The sequence below is a fragment of the Sharpea porci genome (genome assembly GCF_009695655.1).
Classification (GTDB): domain Bacteria; phylum Bacillota_I; class Bacilli_A; order Erysipelotrichales; family Coprobacillaceae; genus Sharpea; species Sharpea porci.
In genome coordinates, this window is sequence record NZ_VUNM01000001.1 from 178,023 (window position 1) to 199,690 (window position 21,668).

Annotated in this window: 20 protein-coding genes and 2 pseudogenes; 2 read left to right on the top strand and 20 right to left on the bottom strand. The window is 36.3% G+C overall.

The window, feature by feature from the left end:
- Positions 1–403 precede the first annotated feature (403 nt).
- The 4 genes from FYJ79_RS00895 to FYJ79_RS00910 all read right to left on the bottom strand — a co-directional run bounded on the left by FYJ79_RS00895 (position 404) and on the right by FYJ79_RS00910 (position 4,352).
- Complete coding sequence (locus FYJ79_RS00895) at positions 404–580, bottom strand: hypothetical protein (protein ID WP_154514106.1); 177 nt, start codon at positions 578–580, stop codon at positions 404–406.
- Positions 581–731: 151 nt separating this feature from the next.
- Positions 732–1,691 carry a PD-(D/E)XK nuclease family transposase gene (locus tag FYJ79_RS00900; protein ID WP_154514107.1) on the bottom strand — a complete coding sequence of 320 codons (960 nt, stop codon included), beginning with the start codon at positions 1,689–1,691 and terminating at the stop codon, positions 732–734.
- Between the two features lie 252 nt (positions 1,692–1,943).
- Entirely contained in the window at positions 1,944–2,234 is a 291-nt protein-coding gene (locus FYJ79_RS00905; protein ID WP_326802970.1) for a glutaredoxin, read from the bottom strand.
- Positions 2,235–2,291: 57 nt separating this feature from the next.
- The gene (locus FYJ79_RS00910) at positions 2,292–4,352 is read right to left on the bottom strand and encodes an FAD-binding protein (RefSeq protein ID WP_154514109.1); all 2,061 of its coding nucleotides are present in this window, start codon (positions 4,350–4,352) and stop codon (positions 2,292–2,294) included.
- On the opposite strand from FYJ79_RS00910, the gene FYJ79_RS00915 reads away from it, so the two are divergent.
- Positions 4,344–4,805, top strand: a complete 462-nt coding sequence (locus FYJ79_RS00915; RefSeq protein WP_195836976.1) for a LysR family transcriptional regulator substrate-binding protein — start codon at positions 4,344–4,346, stop codon at positions 4,803–4,805. The genes FYJ79_RS00910 and FYJ79_RS00915 overlap by 9 nt on opposite strands.
- Positions 4,806–5,021: 216 nt before the next feature.
- Here FYJ79_RS00915 and FYJ79_RS00920 read toward each other — a convergent pair whose 3' ends face one another.
- The 15 genes and pseudogenes from FYJ79_RS00920 to FYJ79_RS00990 all read right to left on the bottom strand — a co-directional run bounded on the left by FYJ79_RS00920 (position 5,022) and on the right by FYJ79_RS00990 (position 18,673).
- The gene (locus FYJ79_RS00920) at positions 5,022–5,303 is read right to left on the bottom strand and encodes a hypothetical protein (RefSeq protein ID WP_154514111.1); all 282 of its coding nucleotides are present in this window, start codon (positions 5,301–5,303) and stop codon (positions 5,022–5,024) included.
- Between the two features lie 142 nt (positions 5,304–5,445).
- Positions 5,446–5,532 (bottom strand): annotated as a pseudogene (locus FYJ79_RS12865) (IS200/IS605 family transposase); the annotation flags it as partial.
- 99 nt (positions 5,533–5,631) lie between these two features.
- A complete protein-coding gene (locus tag FYJ79_RS00925) occupies positions 5,632–6,504 on the bottom strand; it encodes a PD-(D/E)XK nuclease family transposase (protein ID WP_154514112.1) in 873 nt (290 codons plus the stop codon).
- 257 nt (positions 6,505–6,761) lie between these two features.
- Positions 6,762–10,307: a hypothetical protein gene (locus FYJ79_RS00930; protein WP_154514113.1), complete on the bottom strand. Its 3,546-nt coding sequence runs from the start codon at positions 10,305–10,307 to the stop codon at positions 6,762–6,764.
- 39 nt (positions 10,308–10,346) lie between these two features.
- Positions 10,347–10,640 carry a hypothetical protein gene (locus tag FYJ79_RS00935; protein WP_154514114.1) on the bottom strand — a complete coding sequence of 98 codons (294 nt, stop codon included), beginning with the start codon at positions 10,638–10,640 and terminating at the stop codon, positions 10,347–10,349.
- A 397-nt stretch (positions 10,641–11,037) separates the two neighbouring features.
- Positions 11,038–11,394 carry a hypothetical protein gene (locus FYJ79_RS00940; protein WP_154514115.1) on the bottom strand — a complete coding sequence of 119 codons (357 nt, stop codon included), beginning with the start codon at positions 11,392–11,394 and terminating at the stop codon, positions 11,038–11,040.
- Between the two features lie 287 nt (positions 11,395–11,681).
- Positions 11,682–11,828, bottom strand: a pseudogene (locus FYJ79_RS12780) (hypothetical protein); the annotation flags it as partial.
- Between the two features lie 40 nt (positions 11,829–11,868).
- A complete protein-coding gene (locus FYJ79_RS00950; RefSeq protein WP_154514117.1) occupies positions 11,869–12,696 on the bottom strand; it encodes an alpha amylase N-terminal ig-like domain-containing protein in 828 nt (275 codons plus the stop codon).
- A gap of 137 nt (positions 12,697–12,833) precedes the next feature.
- A complete protein-coding gene (locus FYJ79_RS00960; protein ID WP_195836978.1) occupies positions 12,834–13,061 on the bottom strand; it encodes a hypothetical protein in 228 nt (75 codons plus the stop codon).
- 283 nt (positions 13,062–13,344) lie between these two features.
- Positions 13,345–13,914: a hypothetical protein gene (locus tag FYJ79_RS00965; protein WP_154514120.1), complete on the bottom strand. Its 570-nt coding sequence runs from the start codon at positions 13,912–13,914 to the stop codon at positions 13,345–13,347.
- A 104-nt stretch (positions 13,915–14,018) separates the two neighbouring features.
- A complete protein-coding gene (locus FYJ79_RS00970) occupies positions 14,019–14,993 on the bottom strand; it encodes a hypothetical protein (protein ID WP_154514121.1) in 975 nt (324 codons plus the stop codon).
- Positions 14,993–15,715 carry a CpsD/CapB family tyrosine-protein kinase gene (locus FYJ79_RS00975; RefSeq protein ID WP_154514122.1) on the bottom strand — a complete coding sequence of 241 codons (723 nt, stop codon included), beginning with the start codon at positions 15,713–15,715 and terminating at the stop codon, positions 14,993–14,995. The genes FYJ79_RS00970 and FYJ79_RS00975 overlap by 1 nt, the downstream gene beginning before the upstream one ends.
- A 5-nt stretch (positions 15,716–15,720) precedes the next feature.
- On the bottom strand, positions 15,721–16,509 hold the full coding sequence (locus tag FYJ79_RS00980) for a tyrosine-protein phosphatase (protein ID WP_154514123.1): 789 nt from the start codon (positions 16,507–16,509) through the stop codon (positions 15,721–15,723).
- Positions 16,509–17,210 carry a YveK family protein gene (locus FYJ79_RS00985; RefSeq protein WP_154514124.1) on the bottom strand — a complete coding sequence of 234 codons (702 nt, stop codon included), beginning with the start codon at positions 17,208–17,210 and terminating at the stop codon, positions 16,509–16,511. The genes FYJ79_RS00980 and FYJ79_RS00985 overlap by 1 nt, the downstream gene beginning before the upstream one ends.
- A gap of 14 nt (positions 17,211–17,224) precedes the next feature.
- Positions 17,225–18,673: an LCP family protein gene (locus tag FYJ79_RS00990; protein ID WP_195836979.1), complete on the bottom strand. Its 1,449-nt coding sequence runs from the start codon at positions 18,671–18,673 to the stop codon at positions 17,225–17,227.
- Positions 18,674–19,129: 456 nt separating this feature from the next.
- Here FYJ79_RS00990 and FYJ79_RS00995 point away from each other — a divergent pair, with 456 nt between their 5' ends.
- Entirely contained in the window at positions 19,130–20,950 is a 1,821-nt protein-coding gene (locus tag FYJ79_RS00995) for an IS1634 family transposase (protein ID WP_154514126.1), read from the top strand.
- Between the two features lie 95 nt (positions 20,951–21,045).
- Here the strand turns inward: FYJ79_RS00995 and FYJ79_RS01000 are convergent, their stop codons facing one another.
- A complete protein-coding gene (locus FYJ79_RS01000) occupies positions 21,046–21,480 on the bottom strand; it encodes a hypothetical protein (RefSeq protein WP_229771275.1) in 435 nt (144 codons plus the stop codon).
- Positions 21,481–21,668: the final 188 nt, after the last annotated feature.

Sequence of the window (21,668 nt, forward strand, 5' to 3'; positions counted from 1 at the left end):
ACTTTTCTAGGGCAGGCTTACTGCTCTTTTTTGCCTATTATGTTTTATAGAGTATTTCAGGTCTTACAGAAGTAATCAAGTTTTCATCTGCTACAACAACCTCCTTTACAAAGCCAAACATATCACACTGGAATTCTGCTCTTTGAAGAGTGTCTACAAATGTCAGTGTTTCCCCTTCTCAAAAACTAGAAGCTACTAAACCGCTACATTCTGTTCACCCTATGATGATACATCTAAAAATAAAGAAACAATAGATTTCCTGTTTAAAGAAATAGATAGTATTGCCAACTTTAGTCTATATCTCTACATTACTTTTTTTCCGATTATTCTATTAAGTCTCTTTGAAACTTATAAAAGCAATGAAATGTTATTACCATTCTCTAAACTTTTAATATGACCTCTTCTACAATTGAGCACTTTTGATGTATGCTTTCGCCTCTTCTTCACTAAGATCATATGCTTCCATGATGTATGTTAGTATTTCCTCATTAGTCATGTTTTGATTCTTCTTCTTTTTGAGAACATTCATAATCATATAGCTAAGTTTCTCTTTAACATATTCTTCAACTTCTTTACACATTTCTGCTCTGCCCCCTTTCATCATATTTATAGCTTATCAAAGATCCACATGATTGAAATTCATCTTATTAATGACAAAAACTAATAGACAGGTAATGATATACTTATCATTGCCTGTCTCCGAATCATCAATAAATTAATGTAAAAGACTACTAAGCACTTTTGATGTACGCATCTGCCTCTTTTTCATTGAGATCATATACATCCATGATAAACGACTTGATTTCTTCTTCTGTCATTTTCAGATTTCTTTTCTTCTTGATCGTATTCATTATCATATCGTCAAACTTCTGCTTCATCTTTGCCTCGTTCTCTTTGGCTCTTATTTCATTCTCTTTAGCTGTAGCTTCATTCGCTTTGGCCTCTTCCGCTTGCTTTCTGTATTCTTTAGCGTATTCTTCAGCGTATTCTTTTGCGTATTCTTCAGCGTACTCTTTTGCGTAATCTTTTGCATATTCTTCAACTTCTTTACACATTTCTGCTCTGCCCCTTTCGTCATATTTATAGTATGCCACCGATTTCTTTAGCTCGTCATAATACATCTCACTTGCCTCACGGCACAGGAGATCATGTACAAGTCTTCCGATTTCCGTACTGCTGTCCTTGTAAGCACAGTTAACGTAGATGATGTGATTGCCGTCATCGAAGCGCACGTTCATTGACAAATTGATGCGCTCAATCTCATAAACCGGCTTATTGCCCCTGAGATAGTCCTCCTCCATGAACATGATCACATAGGAGTCCTTCATGTCCCTGTAGTCCTCGCCTTCCTTAAGCATCACATGATCCAGCGCTGCGCTGTAATACCGTCCACGCTTCTTCAGCACCAGGACCCCTCCTGAACGCTGCATCTCGATGTCATATCTCTTTCCACTATTATCTCTCGCATAGATGTCGAAGGCAATATCTTTGCCCCCTGTTTCAGGATTAATCATGGTCTTCTGGACTTCCAGCCTTTCAACAACGATGCCCTGCTTTGCAAGGATGATGCTGAGTATGAGCTCGACTGCCTTGAGGTTGCCCTGAAAGACCACATTCATGAATGTGTCGTCAATAAGACGGAACCCATCGATGAGCTTGTCGACGCGCTGCTTGTTATGATTGTTTTCCATGGAATTTCACCTTCCTAACTGATAAGTTACACATGAGATTTTTATATATACAAGATTTCCTCTACAGCCATATAATATCATAGGCAAAACATCAAGTAAACATAATTGTTCTTTTTGTGATATATTTATTTAGTAATATAACATTCAAAATATACATATTTATATCTAACATGTAATTTATAGCATTCTCATATTTTTCTCACAGAAAACAAAAAAGACAGAGAACAGTTAGTGTTCTTTGTCTTTAACATGTTATTCAAAGGCCTTTGCCAGTACTTCTTTGAAATGTTGCTTGATGTCATTAAAGCTATCTTGAGGACTACATTCATAAGCTTTTTCTTCATCAAGATAGAGTGTTGGCACATAGTAATAATCATGTGCATCCGCAAATGCAACTTCTTTTCTTTCATCCACTTTTTGAATTGGAATATCCTTATATTCTGGATGTTCTGTTAGAATTTCAGCAAATGCTTTTTCTCCATTACGGCAATAAGGACAACCTTGCATATAGAACCATGTGATTTTCTTCATATGTTTTTTCACCTCTTGCCTTTATTATAGCTTTGAAAGCTTGTTTATTGAAATGAAACGCCTCAATAATTATTCTTCATCAAGAATATACTGTGCTGCAGATTCTCCAGCCATTCTTCCAGAGTTAATCGCAAAGCCCATTGTGTTCCCTGGTAATGTGAAGTTATAGGAATCTCCATAAATAGTATTGGCATCAGATCCTGCAGAGTATAAACCAGGAATTGGTAAATAGTCTTCGCCTAGAACTTCACAATACTTGTTGATACGGATACCACCAATAGTACCATAAGCACCTAGATAGAATTTACCAACAAGATACTTTCCTTTACCTGTGATCTTATGAAGGAAATCTGGATTCTTTCCAAACTGAGTATCCCTTCCAGTTTCACAAGCTTCATTATAAGCTTCAACTGTATTCTTTAATGTATCGGGATGAATATGAAGTTTCTCAGCTAATTCATCAAGTGTGCTTGCTTCAATATAAGCATCATATTCTTGCTCTACTGCACGTTTAGCTTCAGCTTCAAAACCAAAGAAACAGTCAGCTGGATGGACGATATCGAAAATATCTGGTCCATTTTTCTTATAATGATTCAAGATTGCACCATCCATGATACAGTAGGCATAATGACCTGGCTGTAAGGCTATGGCGTTACCTGTGAAAGTTGTATTGCCCATACGGTCTTCATTCATGAAACGTTCACCATACTGGTTGATTAATAAATTAGGTTGTCTTAATACGGCATCCAATAAGAACCAGTTCATATTATCAGGCAGCTGATAAATAGCTTCAATTCCTGCACCAAACTTCATTGCGCCTGCACGCCACATCATCTTTAATCCATCACCAGTAATACCAGGAATCTGGAATGGATAATAATCCTCACCTAGATGGAGATTGAATTCTTCTTCAATCATTTCTTTGTTGTTACCAAAACCACCAGTAGCTACAATAACAGCCTTGCCACGGGCTTCAATTTGTTGTCCAGCCTGGTCAACAGCACGTACGCCTACGACTTTTTCGCCTTCTTTAATTAAATCAACAACTGTTGTTTCCATGACAAACTGAGCACCCAATTCCTTTGCACGTGCAGTCATTGCTTTAATCATTCCTCCTGCAGCACGTGGGCCAATAACGCCATTTTCTGGTTTAACGATATGCCATGTTGCTTCTGACTCTGCAAAATACTTAAATGCTCCCGCAAATTCCACACCCATGTCTTCTAACCAGCGAATAGTATCCGCTGATTTATGGAAATATGTTGAAACTAAATCTGCATCAACTCTCCAGTGCGTATAGTCCATATGCATTGCTAGGGCATCTTTGACAGTAATCTGATTGAATTTTTTTTTCTGGACATCAGTATCAATGCCTAATGGTCCCATACCCATATTCGCTGCGCCACCTGTTGTATTGGATTTTTCAAATACAATTGTTTTCAGATGCTTTTCTCCAGCGGCAATAGCTGCTCCCAAGCCAGCAGGTCCAGCTGCTACAACAATAACATCGGCATTCATTTCCTTCATCTTTCCATTTCCTTTCCACTCTATTGTTTGTTCAACCTTTGTTTGTAAGTTCTTTCTAAAGAGTACAGCCTGTGGTCTAACACGCTTTCTTACCACACGTTTCTCTTTAACTCTCTTTTTCCTTTTAAGACTAATTGGTTCATCAGGTAATTCTGGAAGTACACCTGTCATACATTTCATTGCATTTGTTTCACACAAATGAAGACACTTACCACACTTGACACAATTAAAATCATCAATGACATGTATATCATCCTTTTCTCCAAGTATGGCATGTACCTCACAGATATCATGACATCCATTACATAGCTTTGGATCAATATAATAATGAATAAGATCTTGGCATTGCAGCGTTGGGCATTCCCCTTTGATATGCGCCTGTACTTCTTCATTGAAATTCTCTAATAAGCTTAACAATGTCTTCTTCCCATTTGTACCTACAGAACAATTCGAATAGACATCCATCGCATTCACAATGTCTTTCATTACATCAAAACCCTGTTCCTTGCACTTTCCACTTGTAAGATCACTAAAGAGAGCGGCTAACTGCATATAGCCTTCACGACAGAAGACACAACGACCACAGCTTTTTTCTTGATTCATTCGAATACGCTTGAAGCTTCTTCCTTAACACATTACCATTTCTTGGAAATTGATAAGATTCCTTATTACCTTGTCGTATCTAGAAATCATCCACTCGCCAAAAGAAATAGTGTTAAGCTTAAGGATATTGAACAAGAGCATCATTTCATTCTATGTCAAAAATCAACATTCTCAACGCTAGAATTTGCGAAACAGACATGGGATATAGAAAACCTTCATCCAACCTTCGAAAGTGTTGACAACCGCCTCACTCTTTTGATGAAGCTTTCACAAAATGCAGGTGTTAGCCTCCTACCCGCTTATATGATTAAAGGTTATGAAGACAAGCTAACATTAATTCCACTAGAAGACTTTCATTCTACAGTCTATCGTATCATGGGAATTAATGATCTTCATTCATTTAGAGGACGGCTAATTTTTCTAGAAGAAATGCGCAAACTTCTCCATATCTAAAAAGGGCAACTCATGAGTAGTCCTTTTAGCATGATTATTATATTATTGCTTAACTTATAAAATAGATCATTATGCAAAAGAATCAATTTAGACAAAGCTCTTTCTATTTATACGTTTTCCAGAATAAAGCCATCATCAGCTATTGACCATTCTTTTGATAGAAAAAGATAAACTTATCTTTGCCTTTTCCGATAATAAATAAATTACTGCCAAATTCTATTGAACTCTTTTAATGTACGCATCTGCCTCTTTTTCACTGAGATCATATACATCCATGATAAACAACTTGATTTCTTCTTCTGCCATTTTCAGACCTCTTTTCTTCTTGACCGCATTCATTATCATATTGTCAAACTTTTTCTTCATCTTTGCTTCGTTCTCTTTAGCTTTAGCTTCATTCTCTTTGGCCTCTTCCGCTTGCTTTCTATATTCTTTAGCGTAATCTTCAGCGTATTCCTTAGCGTAATCTTTTGCATATTCTTCAACTTCCTTACACATTTCTGTTCTGCCCCCTTTCGTCATGTTTATAGCTTACCAAAGATCCACATGGCTGATATTCATCTTACTAATGACAAAAACTAGTAAATATCCAACGGCTAAGCCAATGGCTTTTCAATTCCATGCATAGCTCTGCATCTACCAGCTGGTTTCTATTGTACTCTTCGATTTTCTTTGTATTCTTACCTACTGTATCTACGTAACATCTTCTGCACAAGAAAGATTTGTTTGGACCACCAGACAATCTGGGAGGGTGTTTTAAAATCAACAGGCAATGATATATTTGTCATTGCCTGTCTCTGAAACATCAATAAATTAATGTAAAAGACTACTGAACTCTTTTGATGTACGCATCTGCCTCTTTTTCACTGAGATCATATACATCCATGATAAACGACTTGATTTCTTCTTCTGCCATTTTCAGATTTCTTTTCTTCTTGACCGCATTCATAATCATATCGTCAAACTTTTGCTTCATCTTTGCTTCGTTCTCTTTGGCCTCTTCCGCTTGCTTTCTGTATTCCTTAGCGTAATCTTTTGCATATTCTTCAACTTCCTTACACATTTCTGTTCTGCCCCTTTCGTCATGTTTATAGTATGCCACCGATTTCTTTAGCTCGTCATAATACATCTCACTTGCCTCACGGCACAGGAGATCATGTACAAGTCTTCCGATCTCCGTACTGCTGTCCTCGTAGGCACAGTTAACGTAGATGATGTGATTGCCGTCATCAAAGCGCTTGCCTGTTAAAATATCCATTCGCTCAAAAGCATAGATAGGTCTACTGCCCTTGAGATAGTCCTCCTCCATGAACATGATCACATAGGAGTCCTTCATGTCCCTGTAGTCCTCGCCTTCCTTAAGCATCACATGATCCAGTGCTGCGCTGTAATACCGTCCACGCTTCTTCAGCACCAGGATCCCTCCCGAACGCTGCATCTCGATGTCATATCTCTTTCCACTATTATCTCTCGCATAGATGTCGAAGGCAATATCTTTGCCCCCTGTTTCAGGATTAATCATGGTCTTCTGGACTGCCAGCCTTTCAACAACGATGCCCTGCTTCGCAAGGATGATGCTGAGTATGAGCTCAACTGCCTTGAGGTTGCCCTGAAAGACCACATTCATGAATGTGTCGTCAATAAGACGGAACCCGTCGATGAGCTTGTCGACGCGTTGCTTGTTATGATTGTTTTCCATGGAATTTCACCTTCCTAACTGATAAGTTACACATGAGATTTTTATATATACAAGATTTCCTCTACAGCCAAATAATATCATAGGCAAAACATCAAGTAAACATAATAATGCTTTTTATGATATATTTATTTTATTATATAACATTTAAAATATACATGATTATATCTAATATGTAATTTATTACATTATCATTTTTTTCTCACAGAAAACAAAAAAGACAGAGAGCAGTTAGTGTTCTTTGTCTTTCTATGAAATGCTTAACTTATTGAGTCTCTTCTTTTCTTTCTTAAGACAAAAGCCATTCCAGCTGATGCAATAAGTGTAAGCATCCAGGATTCTAGAGATGTGTTGTCACCAGTAGCAACCACCTTTGTTTGTTCTTTTGTTGGAGCTGAAGTTGTTGCCTTTGGTTGTATTGTTGTAGTAGGTATATCTTTGTAACCTAATAAGAATGATGAATACTTATCATTAGTAAAGATAAGTGTATTACCTTCTTGTTTTAAGTCAATACATTCTATTAAACCATTATGCAGACGTAAAAGATAGAAAGTACGCCCTGGCTTGAGATAAGAACTTATATCAATACTAAATGTTATAGGCTGGCTAAGCGAAGTTATGGATGAAATACCATCAGCCGTCTTTAACATAATAGAAAGTGTGAAATAGTCAAGTGGATTAATTGCATTCATATGAGCATACTCACTTAATTGATAAACATCATCACTATTAGCATCTTTGTCATAAATAACTTTCACTTCAATATTTTCTTTGTTGTAGAGTCTATTCGCAATATCATCCTGATCTAAACCAGACTTAGCATTTTGTAATGTCATAATCTGTACATCAAGATCATGATCCTTAATATCATAGTGATGTTGTATTTCACTATCTACATTAAGAATAGCAAACAGTTCTTTTAGTTTATCATTATATGCTTTTGTTTTTACTTCTAAATCTTGTTTTGCTTCAATGAGCTGTTGATTTATAGTTTCAGCTTGTTGCAGAGCTTTTTCATAGGCAATTCTTGCATTAGCTTCAACAAGTACAGCTTGCTGATAAAGCTGCATAGCTTGTTGATATTCATTGAATAATGAGGAATCATTATTCAAAAGATTGTGATCGTGAATCGCATTGTAGCTCGTGAGATAGCGTTGATATGTATTATTGTTTTGATAATATGCTTCTTTAAGAGCCTCATTAGTTTTCTTCACTTCAGCAATCTTTTCTTCTAATCCACTCTTTTCCTGTTCTAACACCTTTACTTCTTCACTCGCAAGTTCTTTCTTTTCCAACGCCTCTTTTAAATTATCATGCGCATTGACCAATTCAGTTAGAATACGCGTTGCTTCATCAAGCTCTTCTTTTTTAGCTTTTGTCTGCTTTCTTGCTTCTTCATACTGCTTTATTGCTTGTGTAACTTTGTCTTGTGCTTCTGTCTGAGATGTTGTTGCACTTTTAAATTCAGTTTGTTTAAAAGTGAGATCAGCCTGAGCTTTATCCTGTTCTTCTAAAGCCTTCTTATAAGCATTCTGCTTGCTTATAAGATTCTTTTGGGCAAGTTTTTGATCATTATGAAATTGATTCAATGTCTTTGTTGCTTCATCATATGCAGTCTTATAGCTATCAACAGCATGATCTTTCTCTTTAACAATATCTAACTGCTGATTATAGTTACTCACAGCCTCATCCTTCTTGGAAGTTAAGATTGCTAAGTTTTGTTGTAATGTAGCTAATGTATTCTTTGCATCTCTTAGTTCATTTTCAACACTTTCTAGCTTTTTCTCAATAGCTTCTTTAGCATCAGTTGGACTACCATTTTGTTTAATTTCATCAACTCTCTTTTGGCCTGATTCTTGTGCAACCTGTGCTTGTTTAACAGCATTATCTTTCTGTTGAACTGTTTCTTGTCGTGTTTGTATTTCCTTTTCTAGCGTTGATTTCTTGTTGGTGAGTGATGTAAGTTGAGTATTAGCATTGTCATAGTTTGTCTTTGTATTATTTAAGTATGTTTGATAATCATTTAGTTGCTGTTCAAATTCATCAACACTCATGGCATAGCCATACTTTGGATAATTATTGAAACGTTGTGCATAATAAGTATAGATATATGTAAATGATTTGCCATTAGCATTTGTGCCTTCTTTAGGAACATTTATATAAGCTACACCAGTTGTTTCATATTGGTCTAATAAGTTCTCTAAATGACCTGTAGCACTATGATAATCTTGATCTGAATTTTTCTTATCTTTTCGATTATCATAATCGGCCTGCGTTGGATATTTGGTTTTTACAGCTTGTTCCAGATTGTACCAGTAGAGGTAGGGCTCAGTATAGTTTGTAAAGCCAACCTTCTGATAAAGCTTAATACCATTCTCATCTATACCTTTATCAACATCATCCTTAATTAAACCATTATGTGTCATAGTATCACTAAGCATATATTTAAGAAAATCAGGATTATTATAATCAGCCTGACTTACACTTTCAGGATCATTGATCCATACTTTATCCTTGTTATACTTATAGTAACGATATGCTTCAAAGAGATGTCCCTTGCCTGCGGAAGCGACATAGGCAATATTCTCTCCACCCCATAAAGCACCTGTATGACCGTATTTGTATCTACCATTGGCATTCGCATTAATAATGGCCGATGCCATTTCTTCATAAGAAACTTTTAATGGCTTAATATCTGGATCATTCTTGCTTGCTCTTAAAGCATTGGTCATCTTTAGCATTTCTATGGAATTTTTGATATTCTCTAAGCTTGATGCATCATCCTTCTCTCCCATATGGGTAAACTGTGTAATTTCTACAAATTCATTCCACATACCATATGGATCAGAATATGTCTTATCACTAAACATCTGCAGTGTATAATCGATAGCTTTTACCAATGTACTATTTGATGCATTCTGTGCCTTCACATAGTTTAAGAAACCTTTAAAGCTATTAGCTTCAGCAGTAGTACTATTCTCATAAGCTGTTTTAAGTGTAGCAACATTCTTTTCCTGTTCAGCAATCTCATTATTAAGTTCATTATGATTATTCTGAGCTGTTTTTAATGATGCATTAGCTTGGTTATAATCATCTTGAGCTTGTTGTAATGCTTTTTGTGCATTTTCTAATTCTTCTTGAGCTTGAGTAAAATCAACAGTTTGTGTGAGTGAGGCAAGTTCTTGTTCTAAGTTCTTCTTTTCTGTTTCTTTCGCAAGGACATCTTTTTGAGCCTGTTCAACAGCACCTTGTGCTAATATTACAGCTTGTGTTTTCTCATCCAATACAGCTTTGCGTTTATCCGCTTCTTCTTTCGCCTTTGTCTGATCAGAAAGTGCTAGTTGATAATTTGTATTGGCTGTTGTGACATTCTGTACTAAAGCTGTATCATCTTTGTAAAGATTAGCTTGTTTTACTGCTTCATCCAATGCCTTCTTTGTTTCAACAACAAGATGGTTTTTTTCTTGATAAGTCTTATTTGCAAGATCATAAGCTTGCTTTGCATCTTCTTGTGCTGTTGTATCTACTTTGAAATCTTCCTGAGCTTTATTCAATTGATCTTGTGCTAATGCTTCATCCTGAGTAGCTTTTGTAAAAAGAGCTTGTTTTTCATCAACTGTTTGTTTTTGTAAAACCATCTTTTCATTAGCTAATGTAGCATTATTTTGCGCTTCTAATAGACGTGTACTGGCGTTATTCAATGTTTCGTTGGCTGTACTAAGTTCGCTTTCTTTAGTAAGCAGATCTGTTTCAAGAAGTCTTAGTGTTTCAGTGTTTTGATTGAAGTCTTTTTCACTTGCAATCACAAGATTGTGTTGATTAAGAACTTGTTGGTAGGCTTGTTGTTATTTGTTATTTTTCTCTTTTTCAGCTAGTTCTTTTGTCGTTGTTGTGTTGTCATAGTGAGCTTTAGTCTCTTCAACAGCAATATTGGCAGATTGTTGTTGTTCTTCTAACTGAGATACATGTGCTTGCGCTTGTTCTACTTCCTGGTATTCTGTCTTATCTTGAATAGTTGGTGTTTCTTCAAGGACGTTATTGGTGTTTGTTGGGGTATCTTTGAGATCAGCTGCATAGACTGCCATTGGGTTAGCTACCATCGATGCAACTGTTATGCCCATTATAAGTTTCTTCTTCATCTCTTTTCCTTTCCCTTCTTTGTTCACATTATATCGAAGAGGAAAGCGATTGCATAATCATTTGTTTCATTTTTTGAAAATTCAGATTCCCCTATAATAACAATCAAAAAAGCAACAGTTAAACCTAACCGTTGCCTGTGTACAGTTCTCATGTTTTTTCGGAATTTGGATTTTCTGTACATAACAAATATAACAAGAATATTATGAAGATTCAAATACATTACTGAATTACTGTTGCATTTTCCTTTTATGAAAATAAAGCAATAGTGGATTATTCAACATCATCGTTAATCATTGTTGTTAGTGGATTAGATATTATATATCAAGAGCTTTATATATTGATTCGTATGTAACTAAAGACATGCAAATTCTTTCATTATAATGAGTATATAGTACATCACACATATGACCTAGGTTTAAGAATCATAAAGCCTAGACGATTGATATGTACAGAATTGGATATTGGGCAGTTATCGATGATATTGATGTAGTTCATGTTCATAGGTAGAACAGTATCTATATCATATTCTTTGCTGTTAATGATAATATTGAGGTTTTCTTTGTCATTATAGCGATGCATGATGAGCAGTTCATTATGATCAATCCATTCTAGCTGTCCATCATTGGCTAAAACTGGATGCTCGCGTTTTAATTGTATGAATAGCTTTGTGATATGATAAATATCCTGTACATCAACACTATTTTCATCCCAGTTAGTAGGTCTTCTGTTATCAGGATCTCCTGCACTTTCCATATAGCGTTCAGTGCCATAATAAAGGGAAGGTGTACCATAAAATGTCAATAAGAGAAGCAAGGCGAGTTTAATTTTATCTTTGTCATTATGGACAATTGTTCTTAATCAAGGTGTATCATGGGAATCTAGGAGAGGCATGGAGGATTTGAGTTGCTTTTGGGTATAGCTATGGATGATTTCATCAACAACACTGCGATACTTAAAGATATCATGGGCGGATCACAAACAAAAGATAGAATAGCTCTTGAGACAGCATAATTTGTTACACCATCAAGGCCATTGTTAGAAATCCATTCTGTAGCATTATGCCATATTTCTCCTACAACATATGTGTCCTTCTTTTCATCTTTAATCACATGTTTGATATTATCAAGCATGTGATCAGAGATTTCATTTGCTACATCTAAGCGCCATGCATCTACTCCCAGTCTCATCCATTTCTTTATCACGTCATTCGCAAAGAAAGAAATAGTTTCAAAGCTTTCTAGGCATTGAGCGTATCATCCTAAAAGTCTCATATTCTAGCTGGCCATCTTCAGTTTCCAGCACCTTAAACATATCAAAATAGGGCGACTTCTTATGCTTTTCTATTACATCCTGAAACATAGGATTGAGGTCACTACAACGTGTTAGAGAGATATCAAGCATAACTTTCATACCAAGATCATGAGCTTTCTTACAAAGATTCTCAAAATCTTCCTCATTCCCTAAATCATCGTCAACCCTAGCATAATCAGTAACATCATATTTATGATAGCTTTTGGCTTTATAGATAGGATTAATATACATACCATTAATACCTAAGTCATGAAGATAATCTAATTTATCAATAATACCCTTGATATTTTTATTGAATCTAATAGGTAGAATTTGATACCAAACAATATCATTAATCCATGATGGTGGTGTAAAGATATTGCTTTCTGTAATATAGGGCATGAAGAACATGGCTAGATCATCATGATTATAATCTGTTGTAAAGCCTGTTTCACTATATTGTACACATTCAGTATCAGAATATATTTTGAAATAATACTTCAGTCGATGTAAATCACAAGGAATGATTGCTGTATAGTAGTTATTGGTATAAGTATTACCAGTTTGCTTCATTTCAGCTATATGAAAGGGCCAGTAGAGTCCTTCTTGTGTATTAAGGCGAATATAGGGATCATTATAGACGACCTCTACACGTCTTATATCCTTACCTGTTTTTATTCTAATTGCCACATGCTTGTCATCGATCAGATCACAATCAGTTTTATGATATCTTCCGTTGATGTGTATAATTTCATTCGTATGCATAATCTAGTACTCCATATAACCTACAAATTCAAATTCACTTCTTCTATCCATATAGCCATGTTTATCTGTAAATTCCACAGTACGACGATCACTTCTTGCAGCTATAACCTTATAGCCATTCTCTTTAAGGTATTGTGTCAGCCTGTAAGTGAATATAAATTCACCTTGCAATAGCACCACAGGTTGATCATAAGCCTGAACTTTTCTAGATATTCACCAACAATGACATCAATTTCCCTGCTTTCAAGATATGGTGAAATAGAGGGAAAAGGCATATCCACAATTTCACCATATACTTCACTCGCTGTTATTTGTTTTGAACTCAATTTTCGAGAAGGATGATTGGTAATATTCAACAACATCATAAATCCCCCCATGTATACATATAAATTGTCCAATTTTAAGCTATTATGTTCAAACTGAACTGATACAAGAACATCGTATTACAATCCCATTTCTTTTATAAAACTCTCCTGGCTTGTCATCAACATGATGTACTTTGTAAATAGATATCCCTAAATAAAGCAAAAAAGGCAACAGCTTTTTAGAGCCATTGCCTAATATCAATAAATATTTCATTATAACCAACATCAAATACAACATTTATACCGTAGCATTAAAATACCATAATTATACAAACATCCTTAGCTAATTTGAACTATCTTCAGTCTTATAATTTTCAGGAGAATCCTGATCTTGTTTTGTCGATGAGTCATTCTCATGAGAATTGACTTCTTTTGGTTGTTCTGTTTTAGGTTTTACAGGTTGAGATGTTTGTTGTTTATTTGTGTTTGTATTTTGTTTTGAATGATGTGTTTGTGTTGTTGTATTATTCGTTTTTTTATTTGTAGTATTTTGTTTTGGTTTAGTTGTTGTTACGTTATTATTATTTGTATTCTTTGTTTGTTGAGGTTTTGTTGTTATAGTTTTCTTAGGTTCTTCTGTACTTGTTTTTGGAGGTTGTGCCTGGTTATTTGTTTGTGTAGATTCTTGGGATGGTTGTTCTACAGTAGGTGTAGTTTGTGTAGCAGGCTGTGTTTCTTCTTTCTTTCTTGCTTTCTTCTTAACCTTTTGTGCTTCAGCAATCTTCATGGCTTCTTTTGAAGCTTTAGATGTTGATTTTTTATTGTAGAAGACAAGACCAACGATACAAAGAACCAGTATCAAACATACAGCAAGTGTTATTATATTCTTTTTTCTATTATTTTCATTAAACATAAGTCCCTCTCCTCAATAAGTCTTCTCATTTATTATACAATATACATATATTAAGAGAAAAGGGTATCTTTACAGAATGTAGAGATACCCTTTTCATGAATTTGTTATTTTAAATACCCTAGTGCTTTCATTTTCTCATTGATCTGCTTGGCTAATAAGTCATTGAATGACTTATTGCCTGTAAAGAGATCTTGGTTGAGTAATGATGTTGGTATCTTTTGTTGTTTGATATCTGTTGTATCTTGTTTTGTAGGTTGTATACCTGCATCCTTAAGACCACTTGTAAGAAGATATGTTCTAAAGTCTAGATAATGATCTTTGAATTCTTCTTTTAATACATCATTCATATCGTCAACGATTTCATAATGTCTTTTACTTGTAAGAGATACAACAACATATTTATTGATATTGTATTTCTTTACAATAGCATTAATATTGTTGATTGTTTTAAAGATTGATCCTTTATAATAGGGATCATTTTGACCAACAAAGAAGACATAAGTATCATTAGCATTAAATTCAACTTTCTGTCCTTCAACTTGTGTAAGTTTAGTGATGGCTGTTTCTTTACCAGCATTGTTTCTCGAAAAGTAGAGTTTCTTGTCTTGTTGGTTATAAGAGAGCTGACCTTCTATGCCACCAATTGTGACATTGTCGAAGTTCGTGCCCTTGCCATGTAAAGCGTCAAGTGATTCTCCTTGTTGGTTATAGAGCGTTATAGCGACTGGTGATACGGAAGATGGAATAGTAATATTGTTGACATAGACATTAAGGGCATTTGCTCTGATTGCTACATCAGTTGATGTATCACTAACACCACCAAACTGTGTAACATTTGCATTAGCATCATTAGATAATGCATCAATGAAATTGACTTGTCCATTGACAAATCCATCTCCAATAGCAATGATATTATTCTTCTTTGTGTTTTCAGGCTTTGTTTCTGTTGGTGTTGTTACTTCTTCTTTGCTTAGCGACTCCGCATTCATCTTTTCAGTGTAATGATTGTAGCCAAGAAGGCCTACAATCATAGCGACTATAACAACAACAGATATTTTAAAACCAATATTCTTAAGCATTAGTAATAATAGTAATATGCTGAGGCATCATGCATTTCAGCTTTAGTCAATACGGAGCCAAGTATATTAACCTGATTTCTCTTCAACATTTCTACTGCTGCAGTAGCATCTTTTCTATTCGTATCCTGAGCAGATACGACAAAGATTGTACCATCAACAGCATTACCTACAGGAACAGGATCTGATGTCTGAAGAACAGGAGAACAGTCAACGATAATGAAATCAAAATGTTTCTTTAATTCCCTCATATAATCCGCAAAGCTCTTAGAACCTAATACTTCAGTAGGATTAGGTACCTGTGTACCTGATGTAAGTACATAGAGGTTACCTGCAAAGCTTTCATGTTCCATAACTTTAAAGAATTTTGAATCATACATATGTGTTTTACCAAATTCTCTAACAGCGTCTGTTAGACCTTCATCGTTTGGTAAGTTCATATATTTATGTAATGTTCTTTTTCTTAAGTCTGCATCGATAATAAGAACTTTCTTATATTTAGCTGCAAAGATATAAGATAGATTCATTGAAACTGTTGATTTCGCTTCACCAGCTTGTGTAGATGTAACTGATACTGATGTGATTTCCTGGTCTGTACCAGAGTATTCGATATTTGTTCTAATATGTCTGAACACTTCTGCATAGTCAAATTGCTGATGTTCGCTAGATTTATCGAGAATGCTATAAGTATGACCAATATGTGTTCTTTTCTTTCTCTTAGCCATTATGTCTACCTCCCAAATAGTTTCTTAAAGAAGCCAACTTTTTTTACTTGTGTCCTTACAATAGGTTCATTATGTAGAATATGAAGTGGATTATCATGCATGAGAATATGTGCTGTATCTTCACCATATTTCTTGCTTATAAATGCATATGCATCGACAAGTGTAGCAGGAGAACGTCTTCCTTCACTCTTATGTGTATCACTCGCTACTAACATAGCTAGATTGTTCTCAATTAATGCCTCTGCATTCTTGAGAACTGTTGAACCATGTGTACCAATGAGACTGGATGCATTGACTTGAATGAAATAACCCATATCTACCCATTCACTTACACGATCAATATCAATACCCTTTTTGAAGTAACGTTCAACATGTGCTACTACAGGTGTATAGCCATGTGATTTAAATGAATATAGGTATTCTTCTACTTCATCTTCGTCATCGGGTAGATTTCTTCTGACATCGAATTCACATAATGCATATTTAGTATTTTCATATGGAATGAAATAACCACTTCGAATAGAAGTTGGTGCATCATGATTCAGGAAAAGTTCACTTCCTTCATGAACTTCAATACCTACTTGACTTGCTTCTTTCTTTAGTTCGTTGATACGTTCTTTAAAGTGTTGGATATCTTTTTCAAAATGTGTTCCACTAATAACATGAGGTGTAGCAGCAATGACTCTTACACCAACTTTAGATGCATTCTGTAAAGCTGCTCTGGCTTCATCTAGATCCCTAATACCATCATCAATACCCCATGCATAGTGTCCATGAATATCTACAAATTCCATTACTTATTCTCAATAAATGGTACAGCACCTAAGTTAGGGATACCAAGATACTGTTCAGCTTCATCTTTATTATGGATTCTTGTATCCATAAGCATTCTAATAATCACAAATGCAATCGATAATACAGCACCAGCAAATGCACCCATAGCTAAGTTATTAGGTAATGATGGTGATACTGGTGAAGTCGCAATCTTAGAGTTATCAATTATAGTAATGTTTGTAACATTTAAGTTTTCTCTTACTTCATCTCTAAATGTCTTTGTGACTTGATCAACAATTCTCTTTGATAATGCAGGATCAGTAGTAGTTGAAGTTATTGAAATAACCTGAGTGTTCGTTTCATTGCTGACTGAAAGAGCTTTTGATACTTCTTCTTGATCTAATTTTAATTCATTAGCAGCTTTTTCAGTTATATTGTTACCTTTGATCATTTCAACATAGTTGTTTACTAATAAGTTATTAGCTGTAACCTGACTATAATCAGAAACACCTGTAGAAGAATCAGGTTTTAAATACAAACGTACAGTAGATTCATATTTCTTTGGTATAAAGAATACTGTTACTACACCTGCAACAAGAGCAATTAAAAGTGTTGTAAGAATAATAGATCTAATATGTGTTTTGAGCTGTTTAAAGACTTCCATTAAATCAATGGTAGTTTCTTCTTCTTTGTTTGTTTCAGTTACAAAAGTATTATCCATAGAGTTCCTTCCTATTAATTCAATGTGTCATTAGATAAGACATCTTTGATATATTGTTTATTTTGTTTAACGCTATCTTCATTAGGAATTGTATAGTAAAGCTTTGTATTAGGCATCATATAACCACCTGTCATCATTTTACCTGTTCCCTGCATAATGCGACTAGAGAAGTTCCAAGATGCATTTGTGTTAAGCTGTTCATTAGCTAATTCTTTCATCTTGTCGGCTGGCATATTTGTAGTGAATGAATCACCTGCTGCATCAAGAATCTTCGTGTAGTTCGTTAATAGTGTTGGAGATAACATTTTCTTGATGATAGCTGTAAGAACATCTTGTTGGTTCTGCACACGGTGATAATCACCAGATTCATAACCATAACGTTCTCTTGCGAAAGCTAACGCAGTTGCACCATCCATATGGTTAACACCTTCATGAAGTTCTCTACCATGTAATAATTTAATGTCTTTATCACTATAAACATCAATACCCCCAATTGCATCAACAAGCTCAGTTAATGTAGTAAAGTTTAATCTAGCATAATAATCAATATCAATATCCATGAAATTTTCTACTGTCTTAACTGTGTTTTCAACACCAAATAATCCAGAATGCGTTAATTTATCTTCTTTACCTGAATTAGCTAATGGTACATAGTAGTCTCTTGGAATAGATGTCATCAGAATATTGTGGGTATTTGTATTAACAGTAACAATCATATTGACATCACTTCTAGAAACTGTTGATGCAGTACCATATGCATCAATACCAGAAATATAAACAATAAATGTACCTGCAGCATTAGTACTCTTTGTTTGTGGCTTAACATTCTGTGTCAATGTATATTTCCAAATGACTTTTGTATCTTTAGAGAAGTTACTATCATATTCAGCTAGTGCTGTTCTATATGCTTCATTCAGTAAAATACATTCTACTGAATGACTAACTAATCCTTCAGCAACTGCTTGATAGTTTAAGTATTCAGTAGGACTTAATGTGACTTTTTTAGCAATCTCTTTTAGTACATAGTTTTGGTTTGTAGTGTCAACATTTGGTTGTACACCAATACTTCTACCATTGAGATCACTTAACTTTTTATATGAACTGTTCTTAAGAACAATAACTGAATAAGTAATCTCTTCTTTATTATCTCCAAACATTTCATCAATACTCTTATTACCTTTACTAACAGCAAAACTGCCAACAACCATTAGTAAAGATAATACCAAGGATACAATCTTACCAACTAAGTATCTTGTCTTACCTTTCTTGTCATGATGATGTCTATGTTTATATGGCTGTAGCCATACATACATTCCTAGTTCTAAAGCAACTAATACTAATCCAACAATGATTAAATACTTCATTGGGACTAATCCTAATCTTACAACCATAATCATCAATACAATTGATGTAATTGCCTGTAAGATTAAGAAATTACGTCTTCTTAAAATCTTCTTTAACATTTTCATTCACGCTCCTTTAATAACTGAAAGAACTAGAAAAATGGTAAACAACTATTGCTTACCATTAAGATAAATATTATTTGATTTCCCCAAAATAAATTAACATTCTAATTTCTCCCAATATACAAATATTTGTATCCACGCTATTATACAAATGTACGTTGAAAGATTATCATATTTATTAGATGTATTCAATAGAAATTGAAATAAGTAACATAAAACCAATGAAGATAGGGATCAGATACTCGGCTTTTAGAGGATTGCCCGGGATTTCTTTTTTCGAAGAACTCTATGAAACCTTCTTTGCCATAGTAATAATCTCGGGCATTTTACAGTTTGGACGGAGCAGAATTCAAATTCTGCTCTTTTTTTCATGACTTTTTTGTCAAATTTTGTGTATTTTAGTATCGTAATATTCCGTAATGTATGATATAATGGCTCTATGGAGGTATTCCCATGGCAAAGCGCATCAAAAGTTCAAAGTCAAAGCATTCAGAATCGTTCTACGTCATCGACGACTACTACAACCCTGAAACAAAGAAAAAGACGACCTTCGTCGTCGAGAGGCTGGGCAGCCTGGCATCGCTGATGGAGAAGTACGGCACCGACTCGCGTGACGAGGTGGTGCGACAGCTCAGGGACCATGTCGAGAGCCTGAGAAAGAAGGACCGGGAGGACAAGGCTGTCGTTGAGCTGTCGCTCAGTCCCGAGCACCTGATTAGCAGGGACTCGAAACGCGTCTTCAATATCGGCTATCTCTACATCAGGAACATCCTCTGCTCTCTTGGCATCAGGGACATCTGCAGTGCCATCGCCAGAGAGCACAGGTTCAGGTACGACCTTGCAGCCATCATTAGCGACCTGGTTGCCGCAAGGGTCATCTGCCCGTCATCGAAGAAGTCCACATACGAGACGGCCGCAAAATTCCTTGATGCGCCTGACTATTCCCTGGCGGACGTCTACCGCTCACTGAGCGTCCTTTCCGAGAACAGGTACCTCATCGAAAGGGAGCTCTACCGGAACAGTGCCGCTCTCTTCGAGAAGAACACTTCGGTCCTCTATTACGACTGCACCAACTTCTACTTCGAGATTGAGGAGGAGGATGGCTTCAGGATGTACGGGAAATGCAAGGAAAACCGCCCCAGCCCCATCGTCCAGTACGGGCTCTTCATGGACTCGGACGGCATCCCCCTGGCTGACTACATCTTTCCCGGTAACCAGAACGAGCAGAAGTCCCTGAGGGAGCTCGAGGCAAGGGTGGAGAAGGACTTCGAGGTGTCAAGGTTCATCGTCTGTGCGGATGCCGGCCTCAACGGATGGGAGAACAAGGTCTACAATGACATGAAGAGGAACGGCGCCTACATCGTTACCCAGCCAATCAGGAAAATGGCAAAGACGATGAAGGAATGGGCCATCTCCCCTGACGGATGGGAGCTCGAGGGCCATCCAGGCACCTTCAGCCTGAATGACCTGGAAGGCAAGGAGTTCATTGAAGTCAGCGGCGAGAAAAGAAGAATAAGGGACCTGGTCTTCTTCAAGCACAGATGGGAGAAGCGCACCAGGAAATCAGAGTCATCAGGCGGCACGTATACCCTTGAGGAAAACTACATCGTCACCTACTCAAGGAAGTTCGCTGACTATCAGAACCACATCAGGGAAAAGAAGCTGGAAAGAGCCCGTAAGCTTCTCAGCAATCCCGGAAAGCTGACGAAGACGAACCAGCGCGACCCGCGCTACTACATCACGGAAATGTCCGTGACGGGTGACGGCGAGGTTGCCAGCGAGAAGCTGTATGAAATCGACGAGAACAAGATTGCCGAAGAAAAGAAATATGACGGCTTCTATGCGGTGACGACAGATCTGGAGGACAGTGACCTGTCACTGATCATAAGGGCCAACAAGCAGCGATGGGAGATCGAGGAAAGCTTCCAGATAATGAAGAGCGAGCTGAAGACAAGACCGATGTATGTCTCAAGGGAGGACTCCATTAACGGACATCTTCTCACCTGCTTCATGGCGCTCATGGTCTACCGCCTTCTAGAGAAGAAATATCTGAACGAGAAATACACATGCGACGAAGTGTTCAGCACGCTTCGTGACCTCAACATCACATACCTGAATGGAACGAACTACATTCCATCATTCACCCGGACGGAAGTTGTTGATGCGCTGGCCGAGACATTCGGATTCCAGCCATCAAGGGAGATCATTACACAGAAGTATCTGAAAAAATTTCAGCGGGTCGTCAACTCCAAGAAAAGTACGAAGCTGAAATAACAAGCAAAAAGGCGAAAAGCATTGATTCTATCAATACATTTCGCCTTTATAAGTTTTCTAACTGTAAAACATGAGATCATATTTATTAGATGTATTCAATAGAAATTGAAATAAGTAACATAAAACCAATGAAGATAGGGATCAGATACTCGGCTTTTAGAGGATTGCCCGGGATTTCTTTTTTCGAAGAACTCTATGAAACCTTCTTTGCCATAGTAATAATCTGCATCGATAACGATAAATGGAGTATCAATCACATTTTTCTCTGCAAACACGGCCTGTCCAGTTCCCCACGGCTTTGTACAGCTTTCCAGAAGTTCTTCTGGAATATCATTGATATCATGGAAAGCGTATTCTACAGTTACATTGTGAGAAGAGCAAATAGTGGCAATGCGATCACCGTTGACCTCTTTAAACTCCTTCTCAATATCCTTACGGATGAAAAATACCATATGATTGAAATCAGCTTCAATCGCATCATGGATTGAGAAGTCCATAATGATATGGTTCGCATCATCGACCGGCTTCAATTGTTTATTTCTAGTCCAAACCGACTACCGATTCGGAGCGCCATGATAAATAATGTTGTGTTCAAAATCTCTCATTCCACACTTTTGAGCTTCTCAATTTACTCTCTCCAGAGATTTGTGTGATTATTAAAGCAGCGTAGGGAGCTCCATCCCTCAAAATATCACAATTTCGGTAATCCGAACAGTTT